20 protein-coding genes and 1 tRNA gene are annotated in these 21,968 nt (G+C 72.7%); 13 read left to right on the top strand and 8 right to left on the bottom strand.

All coding sequences use genetic code 11. The annotated features are described in order from the left end of the window. Positions 1-15 precede the first annotated feature (15 nt). Positions 16-98: transfer RNA gene (locus ACSU6M_RS14020), tRNA-Leu, on the top strand. A gap of 262 nt (positions 99-360) precedes the next feature. Then, entirely contained in the window at positions 361-1,254 is an 894-nt protein-coding gene (locus tag ACSU6M_RS14015; RefSeq protein WP_437070037.1) for a Bax inhibitor-1/YccA family protein, read from the top strand. 102 nt (positions 1,255-1,356) lie between these two features. Here ACSU6M_RS14015 and ACSU6M_RS14010 read toward each other — a convergent pair whose 3' ends face one another. Then, entirely contained in the window at positions 1,357-1,584 is a 228-nt protein-coding gene (locus ACSU6M_RS14010; RefSeq protein ID WP_437070035.1) for a DUF4287 domain-containing protein, read from the bottom strand. A 124-nt stretch (positions 1,585-1,708) separates the two neighbouring features. Between ACSU6M_RS14010 and ACSU6M_RS14005 the strand changes: the two genes are divergently transcribed. After that, complete coding sequence (locus ACSU6M_RS14005) at positions 1,709-2,020, top strand: hypothetical protein (RefSeq protein ID WP_437070033.1); 312 nt, start codon at positions 1,709-1,711, stop codon at positions 2,018-2,020. Positions 2,021-2,099: 79 nt separating this feature from the next. On the opposite strand, the gene ACSU6M_RS14000 is transcribed toward ACSU6M_RS14005, so the two are convergent. The 3 genes from ACSU6M_RS14000 to ACSU6M_RS13990 all read right to left on the bottom strand — a co-directional run bounded on the left by ACSU6M_RS14000 (position 2,100) and on the right by ACSU6M_RS13990 (position 5,637). Next, positions 2,100-2,879: a hypothetical protein gene (locus tag ACSU6M_RS14000; protein ID WP_437070031.1), complete on the bottom strand. Its 780-nt coding sequence runs from the start codon at positions 2,877-2,879 to the stop codon at positions 2,100-2,102. 273 nt (positions 2,880-3,152) lie between these two features. Continuing rightward, positions 3,153-4,373 (bottom strand): acetyl-CoA C-acetyltransferase, encoded by a 1,221-nt coding sequence (locus tag ACSU6M_RS13995; protein WP_437070029.1) that lies wholly within the window; start codon positions 4,371-4,373, stop codon positions 3,153-3,155. A gap of 235 nt (positions 4,374-4,608) precedes the next feature. After that, entirely contained in the window at positions 4,609-5,637 is a 1,029-nt protein-coding gene (locus ACSU6M_RS13990; RefSeq protein ID WP_437070027.1) for an SGNH/GDSL hydrolase family protein, read from the bottom strand. Between the two features lie 149 nt (positions 5,638-5,786). Between ACSU6M_RS13990 and ACSU6M_RS13985 the strand changes: the two genes are divergently transcribed. Continuing rightward, a complete protein-coding gene (locus ACSU6M_RS13985; protein WP_437070025.1) occupies positions 5,787-7,175 on the top strand; it encodes a cystathionine beta-synthase in 1,389 nt (462 codons plus the stop codon). Positions 7,176-7,688: 513 nt separating this feature from the next. Here the strand turns inward: ACSU6M_RS13985 and ACSU6M_RS13980 are convergent. Further along, positions 7,689-8,126, bottom strand: a complete 438-nt coding sequence (locus tag ACSU6M_RS13980) for a hypothetical protein (protein WP_437070023.1) — start codon at positions 8,124-8,126, stop codon at positions 7,689-7,691. A 188-nt stretch (positions 8,127-8,314) separates the two neighbouring features. On the opposite strand from ACSU6M_RS13980, the gene ACSU6M_RS13975 reads away from it, so the two are divergent. Both ACSU6M_RS13975 and ACSU6M_RS13970 read left to right on the top strand, forming a co-directional pair. Further along, complete coding sequence (locus ACSU6M_RS13975; protein ID WP_437070022.1) at positions 8,315-9,157, top strand: MurR/RpiR family transcriptional regulator; 843 nt, start codon at positions 8,315-8,317, stop codon at positions 9,155-9,157. A 99-nt stretch (positions 9,158-9,256) separates the two neighbouring features. Continuing rightward, positions 9,257-9,781: a hypothetical protein gene (locus ACSU6M_RS13970; protein ID WP_437070020.1), complete on the top strand. Its 525-nt coding sequence runs from the start codon at positions 9,257-9,259 to the stop codon at positions 9,779-9,781. A gap of 46 nt (positions 9,782-9,827) precedes the next feature. Here the strand turns inward: ACSU6M_RS13970 and ACSU6M_RS13965 are convergent, their stop codons facing one another. After that, positions 9,828-11,201 (bottom strand): diaminopimelate decarboxylase, encoded by a 1,374-nt coding sequence (locus ACSU6M_RS13965; protein WP_437075129.1) that lies wholly within the window; start codon positions 11,199-11,201, stop codon positions 9,828-9,830. A gap of 229 nt (positions 11,202-11,430) precedes the next feature. Between ACSU6M_RS13965 and hutU the strand changes: the two genes are divergently transcribed. From hutU to hutI, 4 genes are read left to right on the top strand one after another with little or no spacing between them, the layout of a single operon-like run. Next, on the top strand, positions 11,431-13,095 hold the full coding sequence (hutU, locus tag ACSU6M_RS13960) for a urocanate hydratase (RefSeq protein WP_437070018.1): 1,665 nt from the start codon (positions 11,431-11,433) through the stop codon (positions 13,093-13,095). Beyond that, positions 13,092-14,309 (top strand): allantoate amidohydrolase, encoded by a 1,218-nt coding sequence (locus ACSU6M_RS13955; RefSeq protein WP_437070016.1) that lies wholly within the window; start codon positions 13,092-13,094, stop codon positions 14,307-14,309. Before hutU ends, ACSU6M_RS13955 begins: the two co-directional genes overlap by 4 nt. Beyond that, positions 14,306-15,643: a formimidoylglutamate deiminase gene (locus ACSU6M_RS13950; protein WP_437070014.1), complete on the top strand. Its 1,338-nt coding sequence runs from the start codon at positions 14,306-14,308 to the stop codon at positions 15,641-15,643. Before ACSU6M_RS13955 ends, ACSU6M_RS13950 begins: the two co-directional genes overlap by 4 nt. Before the next feature lie 53 nt (positions 15,644-15,696). Further along, entirely contained in the window at positions 15,697-16,872 is a 1,176-nt protein-coding gene (gene hutI / locus ACSU6M_RS13945; RefSeq protein WP_437070012.1) for an imidazolonepropionase, read from the top strand. 6 nt (positions 16,873-16,878) lie between these two features. Here hutI and ACSU6M_RS13940 read toward each other — a convergent pair whose 3' ends face one another. Together ACSU6M_RS13940 and ACSU6M_RS13935 are read right to left on the bottom strand one after the other, a co-directional pair. Next, complete coding sequence (locus ACSU6M_RS13940; RefSeq protein ID WP_437070010.1) at positions 16,879-18,750, bottom strand: ricin-type beta-trefoil lectin domain protein; 1,872 nt, start codon at positions 18,748-18,750, stop codon at positions 16,879-16,881. 207 nt (positions 18,751-18,957) lie between these two features. After that, positions 18,958-19,863: an RNA polymerase sigma factor SigF gene (locus ACSU6M_RS13935; RefSeq protein ID WP_437070008.1), complete on the bottom strand. Its 906-nt coding sequence runs from the start codon at positions 19,861-19,863 to the stop codon at positions 18,958-18,960. A 250-nt stretch (positions 19,864-20,113) separates the two neighbouring features. Here ACSU6M_RS13935 and ACSU6M_RS13930 point away from each other — a divergent pair, with 250 nt between their 5' ends. From ACSU6M_RS13930 to ACSU6M_RS13920, 3 genes are all read left to right on the top strand, one after another. After that, complete coding sequence (locus tag ACSU6M_RS13930; RefSeq protein WP_437070006.1) at positions 20,114-20,491, top strand: STAS domain-containing protein; 378 nt, start codon at positions 20,114-20,116, stop codon at positions 20,489-20,491. 138 nt (positions 20,492-20,629) lie between these two features. After that, positions 20,630-21,106 carry an ATP-binding protein gene (locus ACSU6M_RS13925; protein WP_437070004.1) on the top strand — a complete coding sequence of 159 codons (477 nt, stop codon included), beginning with the start codon at positions 20,630-20,632 and terminating at the stop codon, positions 21,104-21,106. Positions 21,107-21,261: 155 nt separating this feature from the next. Next, positions 21,262-21,966, top strand: a complete 705-nt coding sequence (locus ACSU6M_RS13920) for an LPXTG cell wall anchor domain-containing protein (protein WP_437070002.1) — start codon at positions 21,262-21,264, stop codon at positions 21,964-21,966. The last annotated feature ends 2 nt before the right edge of the window (positions 21,967-21,968 follow it).

Here is a 21,968-nt window from a genome sequence, read left to right as displayed (position 1 = left end):
CGGAGCCCATGGCCTGCCCGGATGGTGGAATGCAGACACGGCGAGCTTAAACCTCGCTGCCCCTCGCGGGCGTACCGGTTCGAGTCCGGTTCCGGGCACCTCCACGCCGTTCCGCCCCCGCGAACGAACCTTCGTTCGACAGCCCGGCTCGCTCCGGGGGCCGGGCGGCGATCTCCGGCCGGTTCCGGATGTGTACCGGCTTCGTCATGAGTACGACCCGCCAGTGGCGGGAATCACCGGGCCGCGTAGCGTGTTGCGCAGCACAGCAGGGGAAAGATCCTCCCCAAGCACTAGGGTCATTCCTTTGCCTTTCTATTACTCTTGAGCCAAGGCTGCGCAGTGTGGCCATGGAGGAGTGAAATGAGGAGCAGCAACCCGGTCTTCTCGCGACGGGGGTTCAGCCGCGACAACGGCTACGCGGGCTTCAACACCGCGCCGCAGGCCGGGGCTGTCGGCACGCAGGGCAACCCGTACGCCCAGCCGGCGGGTGCCAACCCGTACGCGCAGAACCCCTACGCGCAGAACCCGTACGCCCAGCAGGACCTGCAGTACGGCGCGCCGCCGCAGGCCCCGGTCACCACCGGCCGGATGACGATGGACGACGTCGTCATGCGCACCGGCATCACGCTCGGCACCGTCGCCCTCGGCGCCGTGCTCGCGTGGGCCCTCCTGCCGGTGTCGTCCACCAGCTACGGCCTTGCCGTCGGCGCCGGACTCGTCGCCTTCGTGCTGGCGATGGTCCAGTCGTTCAAGCGCAAGGCATCGCCCGCGCTGATCCTGTCGTACGCCGCCCTTGAGGGCGTCTTCCTCGGCGTGATCAGCGAGATGTTCAACAGCCGCTGGTCCGGCGCCCCCTTCCAGGCGGTGCTCGGCACCATGGCCGTCTCGGCCGCCACGCTGGTCGTCTACAAGGCCGGCTGGGTCCGCGTCACCGCGCGCTACGCCCGGATCGGCATGGCCATCGCCCTGGCGTTCATCCTGGTGATGGCGGTCAACCTGCTCATGGTCGCCTTCGGCGCCGCCGAGGACGGCGGACTGCGCAGCTTCGGCCCGCTCGGTGCGATCGTGGGCATCATCGCCATCGTGCTCGGCGCGTTCTTCCTGACCCTCGACTTCAAGCAGATCGAGGACGGCATCGCCTACGGCGCCCCGCGCGACGAGTCCTGGCTGGCCGCGTTCGGCCTGACCATGACCCTGGTCTGGATCTACGTCGAGATGCTGCGGCTGGTCGCCATCTTCAGCGGCGACGACTGACCGGACCGGCGGACGCCGGCTCCGTGACCGTCGAGAAGGGCCCCGGGTTCGCCCCGGGGCCCTTCGTCGTGTCTGGGTGCCGTACCGGTCCGTCGTGCGCGCTCAGAGCAGTTTGCGCGCGGCCCTCCTCAGGTCGTACTCGTGGATGATCGCCTTGGCGTGGCCGTACGCGAGGTTGTACTCGTGGCGCAGCCAGCTGACCTTTTCCTCGAAGCGGAGGGAGGGGCCTTCCTCGACGGTGCGCAGCCAGTCGGAGATCTCACGACCGGTGCAGTGGGGGATGCGGGCGAGCAGGTTGCGGTGGGTCTCCTCGGAGAGGACATGGGACATCGGCGCCTCCGGATGCATGGGATGTAAGCCGGTCCTTCAGGTCACCGTGCCTGAGCGTTCGCGTATTGGCAACAGTGCGCTCGGGTATTGGCGGCCTTCCCGCGCGGGCGCGTAGTCTCGCGGGGTGGTTGATACGACGGGACTCGTCCGGGCCGTGGATCACTTCGCCGACCGGTTGCGGGCCGCTCCGCAGAGCCGGCTGCAGAGGGGGGCGGCGGCGGAGGCGTTGGAGTTGGCCCGGGCCCTCGCCCGGTGGGCGCAGGAGTTGGAGTCGCCCGGGGCGGAGCCCCGGGTGATGCCGGACGCGGGGATGTTCGCGGCGGCGGATCAGGTGACTGTCGCGGGGCGGGATCTGGCCGTGGTGTTGCCCAGTGACGCGGATGTCGCCGAGGCCGTGCGGTTGGTCGAAGAGGCGCAGAAGCGGGCGGGGATCTGAGCTCCGTTCGCGTCCCGCGGTCCGGCGTGGCCGGTCGCGCCCACGCGGCGGAGCCGCATATCGATACAGCCCCGCGCCCCTAGAGGGACGCTATGACCCGGTCGGCCAGGACGTAGACGTTCTCCTCGCCGCACCGGAACGTCAGGGTGTACGCGCCCGAGATGCCGGAGCCGCCCAGGAGATGGGGCTTGTCGCCCGCGTTCAGGGCGGAGGCCAGACGCTCCGCGGTCTCCCGGTGACCCGGCGTCATGCACAGGGTGGTGCCGTCGGCGAAGACGTAGACGTCGAGGGTGCCCAGCGGGCCGGGGCGGACGTCCGTCAGTTCCACGCGGGAGGTGGCGAGGTCCTCCAGGGTGGTGATGGTGCGCTCGTGGTCGCCCATGACGGGGGACGCGACCGGGACGAAGTCCGGGTGCGAGGGGTGGCGGCGACGGGCCGCGGCGAGCTCGGGGGACTCCCCGGCGAACTCGTCGGCCTCCGGCGCGGCCTCGGACACCGGCTCCAGGCCCGCGAAATCGGCCTGCCGGGGCAGGAACAGGTCGCTGTCGGCCAGACCCAGCAGGGAGGGCGTGTCGGAGGCGTCACGGGCCTCCTGGGCGGCCCAGAAGGCGCGGGCCTCGGCGAGCTCGCGCTCGCGCTCCTCGGCCAGGGCCTCGGCGACGGCGGCGCGTATCTCGTCGGTGTCGGCCGCGCCGCGGGCGGCGGGCACGAGGGTGCGCACGCCGGCGCGGCCCTCAGCGAGCTCGGTGCGCAGGGCGGCGACCTGACGGCGCAGCCCCACGAGGGTGCGCAGGACGGCGACGCCCACGGCGCCGGTGGCGGCCGTGGTGACCAGCAAGGCGATCGGCATGGCGCTCACTGACGTACTCCCGGTTCAAAGTCGACCCCCGACTTCCTACATCAGCTTGAAGGGCGGACTATCCAGCTGTCAGTGCGTAACGTCACGAAACGGACAGGACTTTGGGTCGGGGGCCCGGTGCAGAAACGGCTCTGAGCTGCGTAAATCCCTTCGGGAGGGAGGTAGGTCACATCATGAGGGAGATTGGATCACAAATCGACCCGGAGTCCGAAAGGTTCTCGGACTCCGGGCCGATGCGTGACGCTGGGTGCCCCGGCGGTCACCCCAAGTCGGTCAGCTCAGGCGCTCGATGACCATCGCCATGCCCTGGCCGCCGCCGACGCACATGGTCTCCAGACCGAACTGCTTGTCGTGGAACTGCAGGGAGTTGATGAGCGTGCCGGTGATGCGGGCACCGGTCATGCCGAAGGGGTGGCCGACGGCGATGGCGCCGCCGTTGACGTTCAGCTTGTCCAGGTCGATGCCCAGGTCACGGTAGGAGGGGATCACCTGCGCGGCGAACGCCTCGTTGATCTCGACCAGGTCGATGTCGCCGATCGTCAGACCGGCGCGGGCCAGGGCCTGCTTCGACGCCTCGACCGGGCCGAGGCCCATGATCTCGGGGGACAGGCCGGAGACGCCGGTGGAGACGATCCGGGCGAGCGGGGTCAGGCCCAGCTCGCGCGCCTTGGTGTCGGACATGATGACCAGGGCCGCGGCGCCGTCGTTCAGCGGGCAGCAGTTGCCGGCGGTGACCAGGCCGTCGGGGCGGAAGACGGGCTTGAGGCCCTGGACGCCTTCCAGGGTGACGCCGGCGCGCGGGCCGTCGTCCTTGGAGACGACCGTGCCGTCGGGCAGCGTGACCGGCGTGATCTCGCGCTCCCAGAAGCCGTTCTTGATGGCCTCCTCGGCGAGGTTCTGCGAGCGGACGCCGAACTCGTCCATCTCCTGCCGGGTGACGCCCTTCCAGCGCGCCAGGTTCTCGGCGGTCTGCCCCATCGCGATGTACGCGTCCGGCACCAGGCCGTCCTCGCGCGGATCGTGCCAGGTGGTGCCCTCCTGCTGGGCGACCTCGGCGGTGCGCGCCTCGGCCTCCGCGAAGAACGGGTTGTGCGTGTCGGGCAGGCTGTCGGAGTTGCCCTTGACGAAGCGGGAGACCATCTCGACGCCGGCCGAGATGAAGACGTCGCCCTCGCCCGCCTTGATGGCGTGCAGGGCCATGCGGCTCGTCTGCAGCGACGAGGAGCAGTAGCGGGTGATCGTGCAGCCCGGCAGGTGGTCCATGCCCATCTGCACGGCGACGATCCGGCCGAGGTTGTTGCCCTGCTCGCCGCCGGGGAGGCCGCAGCCGAGCATCAGGTCGTCGATGTCCCTCGGGTCCAGCTCGGGGATCTTGGCGAGGGCGGCCTGGATGATCGTGGCGGTCAGGTCGTCCGGGCGCAGGTCCTTCAGGGAGCCCTTGAAGGCGCGGCCGATGGGGGAGCGGGCGGCTGAGACGATCACGGCTTCGGGCATCACGGCTCCAGACGGCGTCGTTATGGCGTACGTCGGCGAAATTACCGGTACGTAGGCGTGCGGTCACTGGAATCGCCGTGTGATGCGGACCTCTTTTCCAAGCGCTTGCTTAGGGGTGTGGGGTGCCTTGCGGGACGCCCTCCGCCGCGGGGTGCCTTGCGGGACGCCCTTCGCCGCGGGGTGCCTTCCGGCACGCCACTCGGGGCGCCGCGGACGCCGGGGCGCTCCCCGGCGCCTAGGACGGCTGGGCCGACGGGGCCTGCGCCGGCCCCGGCTCCTGCACCCGGCGCCTGCGCCTGCGTTTCAGCAACGCCCAGGGGCCCCTCGGGCCCGTCGTCATCGCCGCCGTCACCTCCGTGCCGGCCTCCGACGCCGCCTCGGCGGCCGCCTTGGCCACGGGCAGGAAGCCCTCGCGGCGGGTGAGGTCGGGGCGCTCCTCCTCGGGCCAGAGGCCGAGAGCGGCGCAGACGGTGGGAAGGACGGCCATCGCCGCGGTGGCGTAGCCCTCGGCGGAGGGGTGGTAGTTGTCGGGGCCGAAGAGCTCGCGCGGGTTGGCCGCGAACTCCGGGCCCAGCAGGTCACCCAGGGAGACGGTGCGGCCGCCCTGCTCGACGACGCCGATGGTCTGGGCGGCCGCGAGCTGCCGTGAGGCGCGTCTGGCCAGCCAGCGCAGGGGCTGCTGCACCGGCTCGATCGTGCCCAGGTCGGGGCAGGTGCCGACGACGACCTCCGCACCGGCGGTGCGCAGCCGCCGTACCGCCGTCGCCAGACAGCGCACCGATCGGGTGGGCGGCATGCGGTGGGTGACGTCGTTCGCACCGATCATGATCACGCAGATGTCGGGGACACGGCCGGGGTCCGACAGCGCGAGCGACACCTGGCGGTCCAGGTCGTCGGAGCGGGCGCCCGGCAGGGCCACGTTGCGCAGATCCACCGGCCGCTCGGCGACCGCGGCGAGCCCGGAGGCCAGCAGCGCGCCCGGTGTCTGACCGGAGCGGCGCACGCCCTGGCCCGCGGCCGTGGAGTCCCCCAGCAGCGTCAGCCTGAGCGGCGGCTGCCCCGGCACCGTGTACCCGGCGCCGTACAGGCCCTGCGCCTTCGGCACATGCGGCAGCGCACCGTTGCCCACGTGCCGCCGGGCCAGCCGCGCCTCCGCCAGCAGCAGCCCCATGACGGCCACGCCGGCCAGCCCGACACCGCCGCCCCCGTACGCCGCCCCGGCCGCGATGCGCCGGGCCACCCTCGCCCTCGACATCCTCGTCATGAGACGCCGCCACCTCCTCTTGCCCGTACACCCACTCCTTGCCCCGTACGGGAGGTCGGCCAATCGCAACAGTGAGTGAACGGCCCTCAAGAGCCGTAGGCTGGCGGAACCACTACGACCACATCTTTTTGCAGCATCCGGAGACAACGGTGCAATTCCACGACTCGATGATCAGCCTCGTCGGCAACACCCCGCTGGTGAGGCTCAACAGCGTGACCAAGGGCATCAAGGCGACCGTCCTCGCCAAGGTGGAGTACTTCAACCCCGGCGGGTCGGTGAAGGACCGCATCGCCCTGCGCATGATCGAGGCCGCGGAGGAGAGCGGCGCGCTCAAGCCCGGCGGCACCATCGTCGAGCCGACCAGTGGCAACACCGGTGTCGGGCTCGCCATCGTGGCCCAGCAGAAGGGCTACAAGTGCATCTTCGTGTGCCCCGACAAGGTCTCCACGGACAAGATCAACGTCCTGCGGGCCTACGGCGCCGAGGTGGTCGTGTGCCCGACCGCCGTCGCCCCCGAGCACCCGGACTCCTACTACAACGTCTCCGACCGCCTCGTGCGCGAGACGCCGGGCGCCTGGAAGCCGGACCAGTACTCCAACCCCAACAACCCCCTCTCCCACTACCACTCCACCGGCCCCGAGCTGTGGGAGCAGACCGAGGGGCGGATCACCCACTTCGTGGCGGGCGTCGGCACCGGCGGCACCATCTCCGGCACCGGCCGCTATCTGAAGGAGGCGTCCGACGGCAAGGTGAAGGTCATCGGCGCCGACCCGGAGGGCTCCGTCTACTCCGGCGGCTCCGGCCGGCCGTACCTGGTCGAGGGTGTCGGTGAGGACTTCTGGCCCACCGCCTACGACCGCACGGTCGCCGACGAGATCGTCGCCGTGTCCGACAAGGACTCCTTCCAGATGACCCGCCGCCTCGCCAAGGAGGAGGGCCTGCTGGTGGGCGGCTCCTGCGGCATGGCGGTCGTCGCCGCGCTGAAGGTCGCCGAGCGCCTCACCGAGGACGACGTGGTGGTCGTGCTGCTGCCGGACAGCGGCCGCGGCTACCTCAGCAAGATCTTCAACGACGAGTGGATGGCCGACTACGGCTTCCTGGAGGACAGCGGCTCCAGCGCCCTCGTCGGCGACGTGCTCAGCGACAAGGAGCACGGCGCCATGCCGTCGCTGGTCCACATGCACCCCGAGGAGACCGTCGGCCAGGCCATCGAGGTGCTGCGCGAGTACGGCGTCTCCCAGATGCCGGTCGTCAAGCCCGGCGCCGGTCACCCCGATGTGATGGCCGCCGAGGTGGTCGGCTCGGTCGTCGAACGCGAGCTCCTGGACGCCCTGTTCAGCAAGCGCGCCTCGCTGGAGGACCCGCTGGAGAAGCACATGTCCGCCCCGCTGCCGCAGGTCGGCTCCGGCGAGCCCGTCGGCGACCTGATGAACGTGCTCGGCAAGGCCGACGCGGCCATCGTCCTCGTCGAGGGCAAGCCGACCGGCGTGGTGAGCCGTCAGGACCTGCTGGCCTTCCTCGCCAAGAGCGGGAAGTAGCGGCGAACGCCCGGTGAACTCCCGGTTCACCGGGCGTACTTGCGGTTCAGCCGACGCGGTGACGGACTTCGCGGAAGTGGTACGAGCGTGTCACGTGCGCGCAGCACCGGCTTAACACGCGTCCGGCACAGTAGTGGATGTCGGCAGGGAAGTGGGGGTACCACCCAGGCGTTGAGCACTGGGAGGCTCCCCTCCCGGACCGGCGCCGAACGTCCAAGGACCTCCGGAGCGGCTCCCGGACCTCCATGGACGCCAGGATGCGCGGCCTGACCCGCATCCCTCGCGGGGACCGCCGTCGTCCCGCCCCCCGGTTCACGGGGGTGCGGCGGTCCCCGCGCAAGCCTTCCCACGGCGGGAGCCCCCTCTGCGCCTGAACCGCCGCCGCTCTCGCGGGCCCGGTTGTCCGCCGTCGGGGTTCCTCGATGGACGGCCGCGGCCGTCGTCGCCGGAAAACCGGAGAAGCAGGTCGCCGGACAACCGGAGAAGCAGGTCGCCGGACAACCGGAAAAGCAGTCAGTCCTCCCAGTCCGACTCGCCCGCCCTGCCCTTCCCGCGGCCGCGGAACAGGTCCGGCTTCGTCCGGGCCGCCTGGACCACGTTCACCCCGACGATGCCCGCCCAGGCGATCAGCAGGCCCGGCAGATGCCCCACCCCGCCGCCGATCGCGGACAGCGGGATCGCCAGCACCAGCGACACGATGCCGAAGCCGTAGCGCTCGCCCCAGGAGTCGGTGCCCTCCGGCGACCGGCTGCCGCGGGCCGCCGCCATCTGCTGCTCCGCCATCTGCCGCCGCACCCGGCGCTCCACCGCCGAGTCGATGCGCTGATCGACCTTCTCCAGGAACGACTCCACCAGCGCCGAGTCGTACTCCTCACCCAGCTCCCTGCGGGCCTGCAGCGTGGCGTCGAGTTCCTTCTTCAGGTCGGTGTCCCGCCCGTCCATTCCGGTCATGCCCCTCACCGTAGGCAGCGGGCCCGGCGCGCGCATTGGGGTTAGCCCCCGTTGTCGTCCTCGGGCGGGCCGCAGGTGCGCACGGGATGAGACGGCACTTGCCCGGCTGCATAGGAGCATGCAGAGTTCTTGACAGCTGAATAGCGCGGACCTCGCACCGACCCGGACCTCTGGAGGGGAAGCACGTCATGAGCGTGACCGACAGCCCTGCGGCCCGACTGCAGGCGCTCTTCGAGGGGCACCGGCTCACGCCCACCCAGCGGCGCATCGCGCACAGCATGGTGCGGCGCGCCGCGGACGTGCCGTTCCTGTCCAGCGTGGAGCTCGCCGAGCTGGCCGGCGTCAGCCAGCCGTCGGTGACCCGCTTCGCCGTCGCCCTCGGCTTCGACGGCTACCCGGCGCTGCGCCGCCATCTGCGCGAGGTCGCCCCGGCCGAGCAGGCGCCGGACGCGGCCGTCGCCAACGAGTACCAGCAGGCCGTCGAGGCCGAGATCGAGAACCTCCGCCATCTCGCCGAGGCCCTCGCCGACCCCACCCCCGTGGCACGGGCCGGACGCGTCCTCGCCGCCTCCCGCCCGCTGCCCGTCCTCGGCCTGCGCGCCGCCGCCGCCCAGGCATACGGCTTCGCCTACTTCGCCGCCAAGGTCCACCCCGACGTACGCCTCCTCGACGAGGGCGGCACGATGATCCACGACCGGATCGACGGCGCCGTGCGCGCGGGCGCGAGCGCCCTGCTGTGCTTCGCGCTGCCGCGCCATCCCCGCGAGGTCGTCGACACCCTCGCCTACGCCCGCGAGGCCGGGCTGACCGTCGTCACCGTCGCCGACTCCGCGTTCGCGCCCGTCGCCAAGGTGTCCGACCTGCTGCTGCCCGCCGCCGTCGGCACGGGGCTGGCCTTCGACACCGCCTGTGCGCCGATGCTGCTCGGGCGGGTGCTGCTGGAGGCCATGGCCGACGAACTGCCCGACGCGCAGGCCCGGCTGGAGGAGTTCGACGCCAAGGCCGCGGCGCGGGGGCTCTTCGTCGACTGAGCCGTCCCGTTCCCGTGGTGTCTTCTCACGTTCGTCTCAGCTTCGCTCGCTAACCTACGCCGCCGACACAACGGCGCCGGGACGACAAGGAGGCGGAACGTGGCGCGTGCGGGTCGTGGAGGTCAGGGACTGGCTCGGGTGGTCTTCGTCGTACGAGCGGGTGCGGCGCCCCTGTGGTGGCTGGGGGTGCTCGCGGCGGGCCTCGGGACGCTGGTCCCCGGGTTCACCGGGCGGCGGATCGGGGTCCTCGCCGGGGCCGCGGCGTTTCTGGTGGCGGCGGCTGTCGTCGCCGTGGTGCGCGGACGACGGTATGCGGCGCTCGCCGGGACGGCGGAGCGGGCCGGGCGCTACGACATCCTGCAGGACCGCGCGGTGACGATGCGGAAGTGGCGCAGGGAGCGTCGGTGGTGGCTGCTGCTGGCGTTTCTCGTCGCGCTGGGCAGCTCCCTCGCCGTACCGGCCGCCGGAGGGATGGTGCTGGCCGGGTGCGGCGTCGGGCTGTGGGTGAAGGCGGCGTGGATCCGGCGGCGGTTCGAGCGGGACGCGCTGCTGTGGGTGCCGGTGGACTGGCGTCCGGCCCAGGCGGGGGAGTACCGGAAGACCGGGGTGGCCGCGGGGCGGTGACCGCCGTAGGGGTGCCCGTCGTGTGGCGGGCGCGGGCTGCCCGTGGTCACTCGCGCGGTTCCCCGCGCCCCTGACGGCGTGGCAGGTCCGTCAGTCCGGATGCGTGCCCCCCGCCCGACTCCCTCACGATCTCCTCCAGCGTCTGGGCCCTGCGGACCGTCGCGAACGCGATGCCGCCCCGGCCGTCCGCCGCGTAGCCGTAGACGGCCGGGCGCGGCAGGGAGTTGTACGCGTAGTGGTGGGCGAAGTAGTAGGCACCGGTGTCCAGGGCGGCCGCGTAGTCGCCCTGGTCCAGTCGCGGCATGGAGTACGCGGTGGCCAGGAGGTCGCCGGCGAAGCAGGCGGGGCCCGCCACGTCCTGGACGGCCTGCGGGGCGTCCTTGGGGCGGCCCTTGGGGTCGTAGGCGGCGAGGCGCAGCGGCCAGGAGGCGGGGGCGTAGACCGTGCGGGTGGCGACCTGGACGCCGGCGTGGGTGACGGCGACGGGGCGGCCGCCCGCGGTCTTGGTGTACTCGACGCGGGCCACGATCGTGCCGTGCTTGGCGAGCAGGGAGCGGCCGAACTCGGTGACCAGGCCGTAGCGGCCGTCGAACAGACCGGGGACCACCTCGCGCAGCAGCCGGGCGTACTGGGCGTACGTCGGGGTCGTGGCGTCGGAGGTGAAGTTCACCGGGAGGCCGCCGCCGATGTCGACGGTGTCGATCTGGGGGCGGCCGATGCGGCGGTTGATCTCCTCGGCGAGCGCGTACGTCTCCGCCACGCCCTGCGCCATGAGGGACAGCGGGACGCCCTGGGAGCCGGTGTGGGTGTGCAGCCGGGTCAGCCAGGGACGGTCCTGGAAGGCGCGGACCACCCAGTCGCGGGCGCCCTCGTCGCGCAGCGGCACACCGAACTTCGAGGTGGCCGTGGCGGTCGACAGTGCCTCGATGGCGCCGCCGCCCACCTGCGGGTTGACCCGGATGCCGAGCGGGGAGCGGCTGGGCGCGGACCTCATCAGGGCGTCGATGCGGTCCAGTTCCTGCGGGTTGTCGGCGTTGACCGCGATGCCGAGGGCGAGCGCCTCGCGCAGCTCGGCCGGCGTCTTGGCCGGGGAGTCCAGCACCGTGTCCTTCGGCGGCACCCCGGCCGCCCGTGCCAGGGCCAGCTCGCCGGGGCTCGCCACCTCCGCGCCGATGCCCTGCGCGTGCAGCAGCCGCAGCACCGGCACCAGCGGGGACGCCTTCACCGCGAAGGCGTGCAGCACCGGGGTGCCCGGCGCCACCACCGCGTCGAACGCCGCCCGCAGCTCGGCCGCCGACTCGCGCACGCCAGTGACGTCCAGCAGCCCGACGATCGGCTCCTCGGGCCCCAGCAGGCCCTGTTCCACCGCCGCCCGGACGGCCTCGTCCCGGCGGGCCGCCCGCTCCTCCCGACCGCCCATCTCCACGTCGCCCCCGTGATGTCACCGCCGCGCCCGGCATCCTCCACGCCCGGCATCCCTGCGCCCAGCATCCTCTGCCCGGTCGATGCCGGGCTTCATACATCCAGCCAAACATCCCCGGCGCGGGCGCGCCGGAAGACCGACGTATTGACTAGTTCTATTCATAGGGCCAGGATGTGAATAACAGATGCAACATTCCGCAGGGAGCACCCCCACTAGGAGGCAGACCATGTCAGGACCCCGCCCCGTCCGAGCGCCGCGCGGTACGGAACTGAGCGCCCTGGGATGGCAGCAGGAGGCCGCCCTGCGGATGCTCCAGAACAACCTGGACCCCGAGGTCGCCGAGCACCCCGACAAGCTCGTCGTCTACGGCGGCACCGGCAAGGCCGCGCGGGACTGGCGGTCCTTCGACGCCATGGTCCGCACCCTGCGCACCCTCAAGCAGGACGAGACGATGCTGGTGCAGTCCGGCCGTCCCGTCGGCGTCATGCAGACCCACGAATGGGCCCCCCGCGTCCTCATCGCCAACTCCAACCTGGTCGGCGACTGGGCCAACTGGGAGGAGTTCCGCCGCCTGGAGCAGCTCGGCCTGACCATGTACGGCCAGATGACCGCGGGCTCCTGGATCTACATCGGCACCCAGGGCATCCTCCAGGGCACCTACGAGACGTTCGCCGCCGTCGCCGCGAAGAAGTTCGGCGGCACCCTCGCCGGGACCATCACCCTCACCGCCGGTCTCGGCGGCATGGGCGGCGCCCAGCCGCTGGCCGTGACGATGAACGACGGCGTCGCGATCTGCATCGACTGCGACCCGCGCGCCATCGAGCGCCGCATCGAGCACCGCTACCTGGACGTCAGGGCCGACTCCCTCGACCACGCCCTCCAGCTCGCCACCGAGGCCCGCGACGCCCGCCGACCGCTGTCCATCGGTGTCCTCGGCAACGCCGCCGAGCTGGTGCCGCAGCTGCTGGCCATGGGCGCGCCCATCGACATCGTCACCGACCAGACCTCCGCCCACGACCCGCTGTCCTACCTGCCGGTCGGCGTGGCCTTCGAGGACATGGCCGACGCCGCCGCCAAGGACCCGGCCGGCTTCACCCAGAAGGCCCGCGAGTCCATGGCCCGGCACGTGGAGGCCATGGTCGGCTTCATGGACGCCGGCGCCGAGGTCTTCGACTACGGCAACTCCATCCGCGGCGAGGCCCAGCTCGCCGGCTACGACCGCGCCTTCGCCTTCCCCGGCTTCGTCCCCGCCTACATCCGCCCCCTGTTCTGCGAGGGCAAGGGCCCCTTCCGCTGGGCCGCCCTGTCCGGCGACCCCGCCGACATCGCCAAGACCGACAAGGCGATCCTCGACCTCTTCCCGGAGAACGAGTCCCTGGCCCGCTGGATCAAGATGGCCGGTGAGCGCGTCCACTTCCAGGGCCTGCCCGCCCGTATCTGCTGGCTCGGCTACGGCGAGCGCGACAAGGCCGGCGAGCGCTTCAACGACATGGTGGCGAGCGGCGAGCTGGCGGCCCCCCTGGCGATCGGCCGCGACCACCTCGACTGCGGCTCCGTCGCCTCCCCCTACCGCGAGACCGAGGCCATGCTCGACGGCTCCGACGCCATCGCCGACTGGCCGCTGCTCAACGCCATGGTCAACGTGGCCTCCGGCGCGTCCTGGGTGTCCCTCCACCACGGCGGCGGCGTCGGCATGGGCCGCTCCATCCACGCCGGGCAGGTCACGGTGGCCGACGGCACCAAGCTCGGCGGCGAGAAGATCCGCCGCGTCCTCACCAACGACCCCGGCATGGGCGTCATCCGGCACGTGGACGCCGGCTACGACATCGCCGAGTCGGTCGCCGACGCCAAGGGCGTGCGGGTGCCGATGCGCGAGGGTGACCAGGCGTGACCTTCCACAGCATGTGGGCGGAGCTGCTGCCGGTCGGCCGCAGCTCCGCCTCCGGCGGCTACCGCCGCTTCGCCTGGACCGGGGCCGACGCCGACTGCCGCGCCTGGTTCCAGGAGCAGGCCGAGGCACGCGGACTGACCTACGAGGTCGACCGCAACGGCAACCAGTGGGCCTGGCTCGGTGACCCCGCCGCCGGGGACGCCGTCGTCACCGGCTCGCACCTGGACTCCGTGCCCGACGGCGGCGCCTTCGACGGACCCCTCGGGGTCGTGTCGTCCTTCGCCGCGCTCGACGAGCTCCGGGCGCGGGGCGTCACCCTCGCCAAGCCGCTCGCCATCGTCAACTTCGGGGACGAGGAAGGCGCCCGGTTCGGGCTGGCCTGCGTCGGCTCGCGGCTGACCTCCGGCGCGCTCACCGTCGAGCAGGCGCACCGGCTCACCGACGCCGACGGCATCACGCTGCCGCAGGCCATGGAGGCCGCCGGCTACGACCCCGACGCCATCGGGGCCGACCCCGAGCGGCTGGACCGCATCGGCGCGTTCGTCGAACTGCACGTCGAGCAGGGGCGGGCGCTGGACCTCACCGGGGACGCCGTCGGCATCGCCAGCGCCATCTGGCCGCACGGACGGTGGCGGTTCGACTTCCGCGGCGAGGCCAACCACGCGGGCACCACCCGGCTGGTGGACCGGCGCGACCCCATGCTGTCCTACGCCGACACCGTCCTCGCCGCCCGCCGCGAGGCCGAACTCGCCGGAGCCGTCGCCACCTTCGGCAAGATCGCCGTCGAACCCAACGGCGTCAACGCCATCCCCTCCCTGGTGCGCGGCTGGCTCGACAGCCGGGCCCCGGACCAGGGCACCCTCGACGCCGTCACCGCGGGGATCGAGAAGGCCGCCCTGGAGTACGCCGAGCGGCACGGCGTCGAGCTCGACATCGTCCGGGAGTCCTTCACGCCCGTCGTGGAGTTCGACCACGCCCTGCGCGACGAACTGGGCCGCATCCTGGGCAAGGACACTGGCCTGACCGTCCCCGTGCTCGGCACCGGGGCGGGACACGACGCCGGGATCCTGTCCGGACGTATCCCGACCGCCATGCTGTTCGTGCGCAACCCCACCGGCGTCTCGCACTCCCCGGCAGAGCACGCGGCCGAGGACGACTGCCTGGCCGGGGTGACCGCCCTCGCCGACGTACTGGAAGGACTGGCCGGCAAGTGACCAAGGGCACCTACTGGTTGGAGCACGCCTGGCTCGGCGACCGTGTCGAGCCCGGGGTGACCGTGGACGTGGCCGACGGCCGGATCACCGCCGTCCGCACGGGCGTGGACGCACCGCCCCCTGGCGCGGAGGTGCTGCGCGGGCTGACCCTGCCCGGTCTGGCCAACGCGCACAGCCACGCCTTCCACCGCGCACTGCGCGGCACCGTCCAGGTCGGCTCCGGCACCTTCTGGACCTGGCGCGAGGTCATGTACTCCGTCGCCGACCGGCTCACCCCGGACAGCTACCACGCCCTCGCCCGCGCGGTGTACGCCGAGATGGCCCTCGCCGGCATCACCTCCGTAGGAGAGTTCCACTACCTCCACCACGCCCCCGGCGGCACCCCCTACGCCGACCCCAACGCCATGGGCGAGGCACTGATCGCGGCCGCCGCCGAGGCCGGGATCCGCATCACCCTCCTCGACACCTGCTACCTGTCCTCCGGCTTCGGCGAGGCGCCCAACCGGCACCAGCTGCGCTTCTCCGACGGCAGCGCGCAGCAGTGGGCCGAACGCTGTTCAGTTCTCAAGGAACGGGATCACGCACGGATCGGGGCCGCGATCCACTCGGTGCGGGCGGTCCCCGCGGACCAGCTCGCCACGGTCGCCGGCTGGGCCGAGGCGCGGCGGGCCCCGCTGCATGTGCATCTGTCCGAGCAGACCGCCGAGAACGACGCCTGCCTCGCCGCCCACGGCCGCACACCCACCCAGCTGCTCGCCGAGCACGGCGTCCTCGGAGCGCGCACCACCGGCGTCCACAACACCCACCTCACCGACGAGGACATCGCCCTGATCGGCGGCTCCGGCACCGGCACCTGCATGTGCCCCACCACCGAACGGGACCTCGCCGACGGCATCGGACCCGCCCTCGCCCTGCAACGGGCGGGCTCCCCGCTCTCCCTCGGCTCCGACAGCCACGCCGTCATCGACCTGCTCGAAGAGGCCCGCGCGATGGAGCTGGACGAGCGGCTGCGCACCCGCACCCGCGGCCACTGGACGGCAGCGGCCCTGCTGCGCGCGGCCACCGCCGACGGCCACGCCGCCCTCGGCTGGGACAAGGCCGGACGCATCGAGGCCGGGGCACTCGCCGACCTCACCACCCTCGCGCTCGACTCGGTCAGGACAGCGGGGCCGCCGCCCCGCCTCGGCGCCGAGACGGCCGTCTTCGCGGCGACCGCGGCGGACGTGCGGCACACGATCGTGGGCGGACGGCACGTCGTGCGCGACGGGGCGCACACGCTCGTCCCCGATGTGCCGCAGGCCCTCGCACAGGCCGTCGCAGCCCTGCGCGACTGACCGCCGCGCCCGAAGCCGCAGCCCCCGCCGCCCGCCACGCCCACGAGGACACCATGAGCAGCAGCACCGTCATCACCAACATCGCCACGCTGGTCACCAACGACCCCTCCCTCGGTGACGGCTCCCCCCTCGGCCTGATCCAGGACGCGGCCGTCGTCATCGACGGCGACCGCGTCGCGTGGACCGGTGAGGCAAGCAAAGCACCCGCCACTGACAACCGGGTCGACGCCGGCGGCCGGGCGGTGATCCCGGGCTTCGTCGACTCCCACTCGCACCTGGTGTTCGCGGGCGACCGCACCCAGGAGTTCAACGCCCGGATGTCCGGCCGCTCCTACAGCGCGGGCGGCATCCGCACGACCGTCGCGGCCACCCGCGCGGCCACGGACGCGCAGCTGGAGGCCAACCTCACCCGTCTGCTCGCCGAGGCGCTGCGCCAGGGCACGACCACCTTCGAGACCAAGTCCGGCTACGGGCTCACCGTCGAGGACGAGGCCCGCGCGCTGCGGATCGCCGCCGCGCACACCGACGAGGTCACCTACCTCGGCGCCCACATCGTCTCCCCGGACTACGCCGACGACCCGGCCGGCTATGTCGCCCTGGTCACCGGCGAGATGCTGGACGCCTGCGCGCCGCACGCCCGCTGGATCGACGTGTTCTGCGAGAAGGGCGCCTTCGACGGCGACCAGGCCCGCGCGATCCTCACCGCGGGCAGGGCCAGGGGCCTGCACCCCCGCGTCCACGCCAACCAGCTCTCCTACGGCCCCGGCGTCCAGCTCGCCGTGGAGCTCGACGCGGCCAGCGCCGACCACTGCACCCACCTGACCGACGCCGACGTGGACGCGCTGGCCCACAGCCGTACCGTCGCCACCCTCCTGCCCGGCGCCGAGTTCTCCACCCGCGCCGAGTGGCCGGACGCGCGGCGGCTCCTGGACGCGGGTGTGACCGTCGCCCTGTCCACCGACTGCAACCCCGGCTCGTCCTTCACCTCGTCCGTGCCGTTCTGCATCGCGCTCGCCGTACGGGACATGCGGATGACGCCCGACGAGGCGCTCTGGGCGGCCACCGCGGGCGGCGCCGCGGCCCTGCGCCGCGACGACATCGGCCGCCTCGCCCCCGGCGCCCGCGCCGACCTCGCCGTCCTGGACGCGCCCAGCCACGTCCACCTCGCCTACCGGCCGGGCGTCCCGCTGGTCACCCAGGTCTGGCGCGCGGGCGTCAAGGTGGTGTGAGCCCGGTCAGCCCGCCCGCCACCGCTGCCGCTCACTCCCCTCGACCCCGCCGAGCCACAGGGCGTCGCCGCCCACGGGGGTGACGGCGGTGCCGGGCGCGATGTACGGGCGGATCAGTCCGGCGCCGTCCACCGCGAACATCAGGTTCACGCCGTTGCGCCCGTAGACCGAGTCGCAGGTCCAGATGCCCACGCCCCGGTCCACCGAGCCGCGGCTGTCCAGGCAGAAGTCCCGGTCGGCGGCCGACTGCAGGACGGCGCGCTCGGCGTCGTAGCGCCATCGCTGGGTGGGGGAGCCGGAGCAGGGGGCGGTGATCACGTCGACGCCGTTGTCGAACCAGCCGTCGCGCACGTCCAGGCACCGGCCGGTCGCCACGTTGACGACCCGCGCGAACGTGCCGTTCGGCGGGTGCGCCGGAGGCGGCGGGGGCGGTTTCGGCGTCGCGGAGGGCGTCGGCCGGGCCGAGGTCCGGGACGGCTCCGGGGTCGGGGTGGGGGACGGCGACGGCGGCGGTGACGTGCGGGTCCTCGACGGGGAGGGGGACGCGGACGGCGAGGGCGTCACCGACACGGTCGCGGTCACCGTCACCGGCGGCGGGGCCGGCGGGGTGCGCACGGTGTGCGAGGCGGCCTGCTCCGTGGCCGGCTCACCCGGCGCGAGCAGGAACACCAGCAGCGGTACGAGGGCCACGCCCAGCGCCGCCGAGGCCAGCGCCAGCCGCCGCGACGCGGGCCACGCGCGCCCCGCCTCGTCGACGGAACCCCAGACGAACCGGCCCGCCCCGCCGGACCCGGCACCGGAACCCCGGCCCGCCCGGCCGCTCACCCCCGACCCGGCCCAGGCCCGCCACCCGGCCCGCCCGACACCGGCCGCCTCGGCACCCCAGACCGCAGAGCCCGCCCCCGCCGCGGCGGCCCCGAGGCCCCCGCCCTGTCCCGCCCCGCCCGAACCGGCCCCCGCCACGCGTCCACGCGAGCCCGCCCCCGCCACGCTCCCGCGCGAGCCCGCCCCGCGCCCCCGCGAGCCGGCCCCCCGGCGAGCCCCCGGCCATCCCTCGCCGGGCTCCGCCCCCCGCACACGGCCCGCATACCGCGCCCCCGCCCACGGCAGCAGTCCCTCCGCCAGGGCCCGGCGCGGGTCGTCGTGCAGGGCGCACTGCTCCTCGTAGGCCGCCGTGCAGTGGGCGCAGTGGGCCATGTGGGCGGACAGGTCGGGGCTGTGCCGGGGCGAGTCGGGGCGTACGGACTCCTCGATCAGGCGGCGGAAGTCCTGGCAGTCGGGGCCGTCGGAGTCGGCGAGACGGGTGTGCAGGGCGGTGCGGGACAGGGTCTGGAGCGCGGGGGCCGTGCCGAAGGCCACGTCGGCGGGGCTCAGGCCGAGCAGCAGCGCGGTGCGCTCCTCGGGCTCCGCCTCGACCAGGCCGTACCAGACCAGGCCCTGGACCCGCGGGGGCAGCGAGCGGAACGCGCGCAGCAGCGCGGGCTCGGAGACCATCGCGGTGAGCGTCTGCCGCAGGCCCGCGTCGAGCCCGGCGGCCCGCTCGTCGGCCGCCCACCGCGCGGCGACCTCGCCGGCCAGGAGCAGCAGCCGGTGCCGCACGGGCGTCGCCGGCTCGGTGCCGCGGGCGGCCTCGCGGGCGGCTTCGGTGAAGGCGTGGGCGGCGAGCTGGCGGGCCACCGTGTCGCCGACGGTGCACAGGCGGGCGTAGGCGAGGACGGACTCCCGGTGGCGGGCGCGCAGTTCCTGCAGGGCGGGGTACGCGGTGACGCTGCGGGTGCGCAGCAGTTCCGTCAGCCGGGCGTCGGACGCGCTCGCGTACGCGCCGTCCCCGCCGCCCACGGTCCCGGCATCGTTGTCGGTTCCCTCGGCCCGCGCCATTCGTCCGCCTCCTCGCGTCCCCGTCGGCCCGCCGGCCAAGTCGCTTACGTACCAGTCGGTTTGGGGGTGCCCATAGTGATGGACGGAGACGGAGGGGAAAAGACGTTTCCCCCGGTAACCGAGGGGGAGAAGGGCGCGGTCCGGTAACGGCGGCGGGGGTGGTCCGACGGATCGAACCACCCCCGAGGAGCCGTACGGCCCAGGGTGTCACTCCTCGACGGTCAGCCCCTTGCGGAGCCGTCCCAACGTCCGTGACAGCAGCCGGGAGACATGCATCTGCGAGATGCCCAGTTCCTCGCCGATCTCCGACTGGGTCATGCCGGCGACGAAGCGCAGCGAGAGGATCTTCCGGTCGCGCGGCGGGAGTTCGGCGATCAGCGGCTTCAACGACTCGACGTACTCGATGCCTTCGAGTCCGTGGTCCTCGTAGCCGATGCGGTCCGCGAGCGCGCCCTCGGAGTCGTCCTCCTCGGGCTGGGCGTCCAGCGAGCTGGCGGTGTACGCGTTGGACGCGGCCATGCCCTCGACGACCTCGTCGTGGCTGATCCCCAGGTGCTCGGCCAGTTCGGGCACGGTCGGGGCGCGGTCCAGCCGCTGGGCCAGCTCGTCACCGGCCTTGGCCAGGTCGAGCCGCAGCTCCTGGAGGCGGCGCGGGACGCGCACGGACCAGGAGGTGTCGCGGAAGAAACGCTTGATCTCGCCGACGATGGTCGGCATCGCGAAAGTGGGGAACTCGACTCCGCGGGCGAGTTCGAAGCGGTCGATCGCCTTGATCAGGCCGATGGTGCCGACCTGGACGATGTCCTCCATCGGCTCGCTGCGGGAGCGGAACCGGGAGGCGGCGAACTTGACGAGCGCGAGGTTGAGTTCGACGAGCGTGTTGCGTACGTACGCGTACTCGTGCGTGCCTTCCTCGAGGGACTCCAGCCGCTCGAAGAGGGTCTTGGACAGGGCCCGCGCGTCGACCGGCCCCACCTCGTCGTACGGGGGGATCTCCGGAAGACCGGCGAGCGCGTCGTCGCCCGCGGTCGTGGGGGCGATGGTGTCCAGATGTTCCGGAGTGGGTGTCGACGTCGCTGTGGGGGTATGCGATGCGTCGAGCCGGGGTGACATGATGTCCTCCATCGTTCTCGGCATATGGCTGCCGGGGCCAGTACGTGCACTGCGGTGTGCGGCGCCTCCAAAGCCGGCCGTGTCGGTTACGTGTCTCTTCTAGCCCTACCCGCTTTCCGACGACCACTGCAAGTGCGATATGCGGCGTAATGTCCGTTTCTTGGCGGTTGTTCGGGTGTCGGAGAGTGTGAGGAAGGCGTAGTGTTCGAGGGCGTACGTCAGCAAGCCACGACCTCGGGAGAGAGACGGCATGGACCACGGGACGGTCGGCAGCGCGCAGTCTGGCCGGCTTCTGGTGGAGGTGCGGCAGGAGGGCTCCAATGCCGTCGTGACTCCGGCGGGTGAGCTGGATCACCACACGGCCGACCTGCTCCGCGACCCCCTTGAGGACTGCCTCGACAAGGGGCTGAGCCGTCTGGTCGTCGACTGCTCCCGGCTGGAGTTCTGCGACTCCACGGGGCTGAACGTCCTCCTCGGCGCCCGGCTGAAGGCGGAGGCCGCCGGTGGCGGGGTGCATCTCGTCGGCATGCAGCCGGTGGTGGCGAGGGTGTTCGAGATCACGGGTGCGGAGGCGGTTTTCACCGTCCATGACACCCTTGAGGCGGCCCTCGCCGACGAATCCGGTTGAGCCGGAAGAAGGCGGGTGTTTCGTCGCGCTGCCGGGGCAGGAGAACCTTCTGGACGTGTGCGGCGGCGACCACCGCGTTGCGGGTTTCTGCAGTGACTTGTGAATCGTGATCTGGTGAATCGGTGAGGTGAAGCGCTGATGAGCACCACCCGGCCGTACTCGCCGGGCTCCGAAGAGCCCAGCGGCGCTTCCGGTGCCGGTGAGGGTCGGCGGGTCCGTCGGCTGGACTTCGAGGGCCAGGCGGGTGTCGTGCCGCTGGCCCGCGACTTCGCCCGGCAGGCGCTCTACGCGTGGGGCTGGCTGCCGGCCGCGTCCGCGGAGCGGCGGGCGGCGGCGGAGGACGTGCTGCTCGTCGTGTCCGAGCTGGTCACCAACGCGTGTCTCCATGCGGAGGGCCCGGACGAGATGTGGATCTCCTGTGACGACAAGGTGATCCGGATCGAGGTGGCCGACCGGGGGACCGGGCAGCCGGCACCGCGCAGCCCCCACCGGGCGGGGCGGCCCGGTGGGCACGGGATGTTCATCGTGCAGCGGCTGTGCCTGGACTGGGGGGTCGTACGCAGTCCCGGAGTGGCCGGGAAGACCGTGTGGGCGGAGTTGGGGGCCCCCGCCTAGACAGGCCCCGGGGCCTGTCCTGCCCCGCGGGTACGGCTCGCGCTCGCCTCTCGCGCGGTTCCCCGCGCCCCCGGGCGTCTTTCTCTTCCCTCTTCTTGTGCGCGGGCGTACCTTGACGGCCGATCTGATGTGCCGTCAGAAATGGGGGTACGGCCGTGTCGTACCGCAAACGCGTCGTCGCCGTCCTGGCCGGATCGGCTGTCCTGATGGGCACTCCCGTCGCCCGTGCCGAGGTCGTGGACGTCAACTACCGGTGCAGGACACCGATCGGGGACAAGAGCGCGGTCTCGCCGATCGACATCAAGGGCGTGAAGAGCGGCAGCGGTTACCGGATCACCATGTCCTGGCAGAAAGGGGTGTCCTCCAGCCCCGTCGAACTGGGCAAGGGGGCGATGGACCCCAGCGCGACGGTCGAGATCGGCGGCGCGGACAGCGGCAGCCTCACGGTGACCGGGCCGCCCAACCAGGCCGCGATCCCGGCCGACACGCCCATCAAGATCAGCGACCTGAGCGGCATGTACACCCCGCGCAGGTCCGGGAAGGTCACCTTCACCGCCGGTGTCCTGACCATCAAGGCCCTCGGGACGACCACGACCTGCACCCCGACCGGCGACCCCGGCCCCTCCCTCACCCTCGACGTCACGACGGCGGGCGGCGGCGCGCCCCGGCCCGGCGGCTCGGGCGGCTCGGGCGATTCCGGCGGCTCGGGCGGTTCGGGCGGTTCCGGCGGCGGCCTGCCGCAGACCGGCCCCGCGGACTCCGCGATCGCCCTGGGCACCTTCGGCGGCACCGTCCTGCTCACCGGCGCGGCGGGAGCCCTGTGGCTGACCCGGCGGAACCAGGCCCGCGCCCGCCGCTGACC

This window comes from Streptomyces sp. enrichment culture (assembly GCF_964272895.1).
GTDB lineage: Bacteria > Actinomycetota > Actinomycetes > Streptomycetales > Streptomycetaceae > Streptomyces.
The sequence above is the reverse complement of the archived record's forward strand: the minus strand, read 5'-3'. Positions and strand labels throughout refer to the sequence as shown.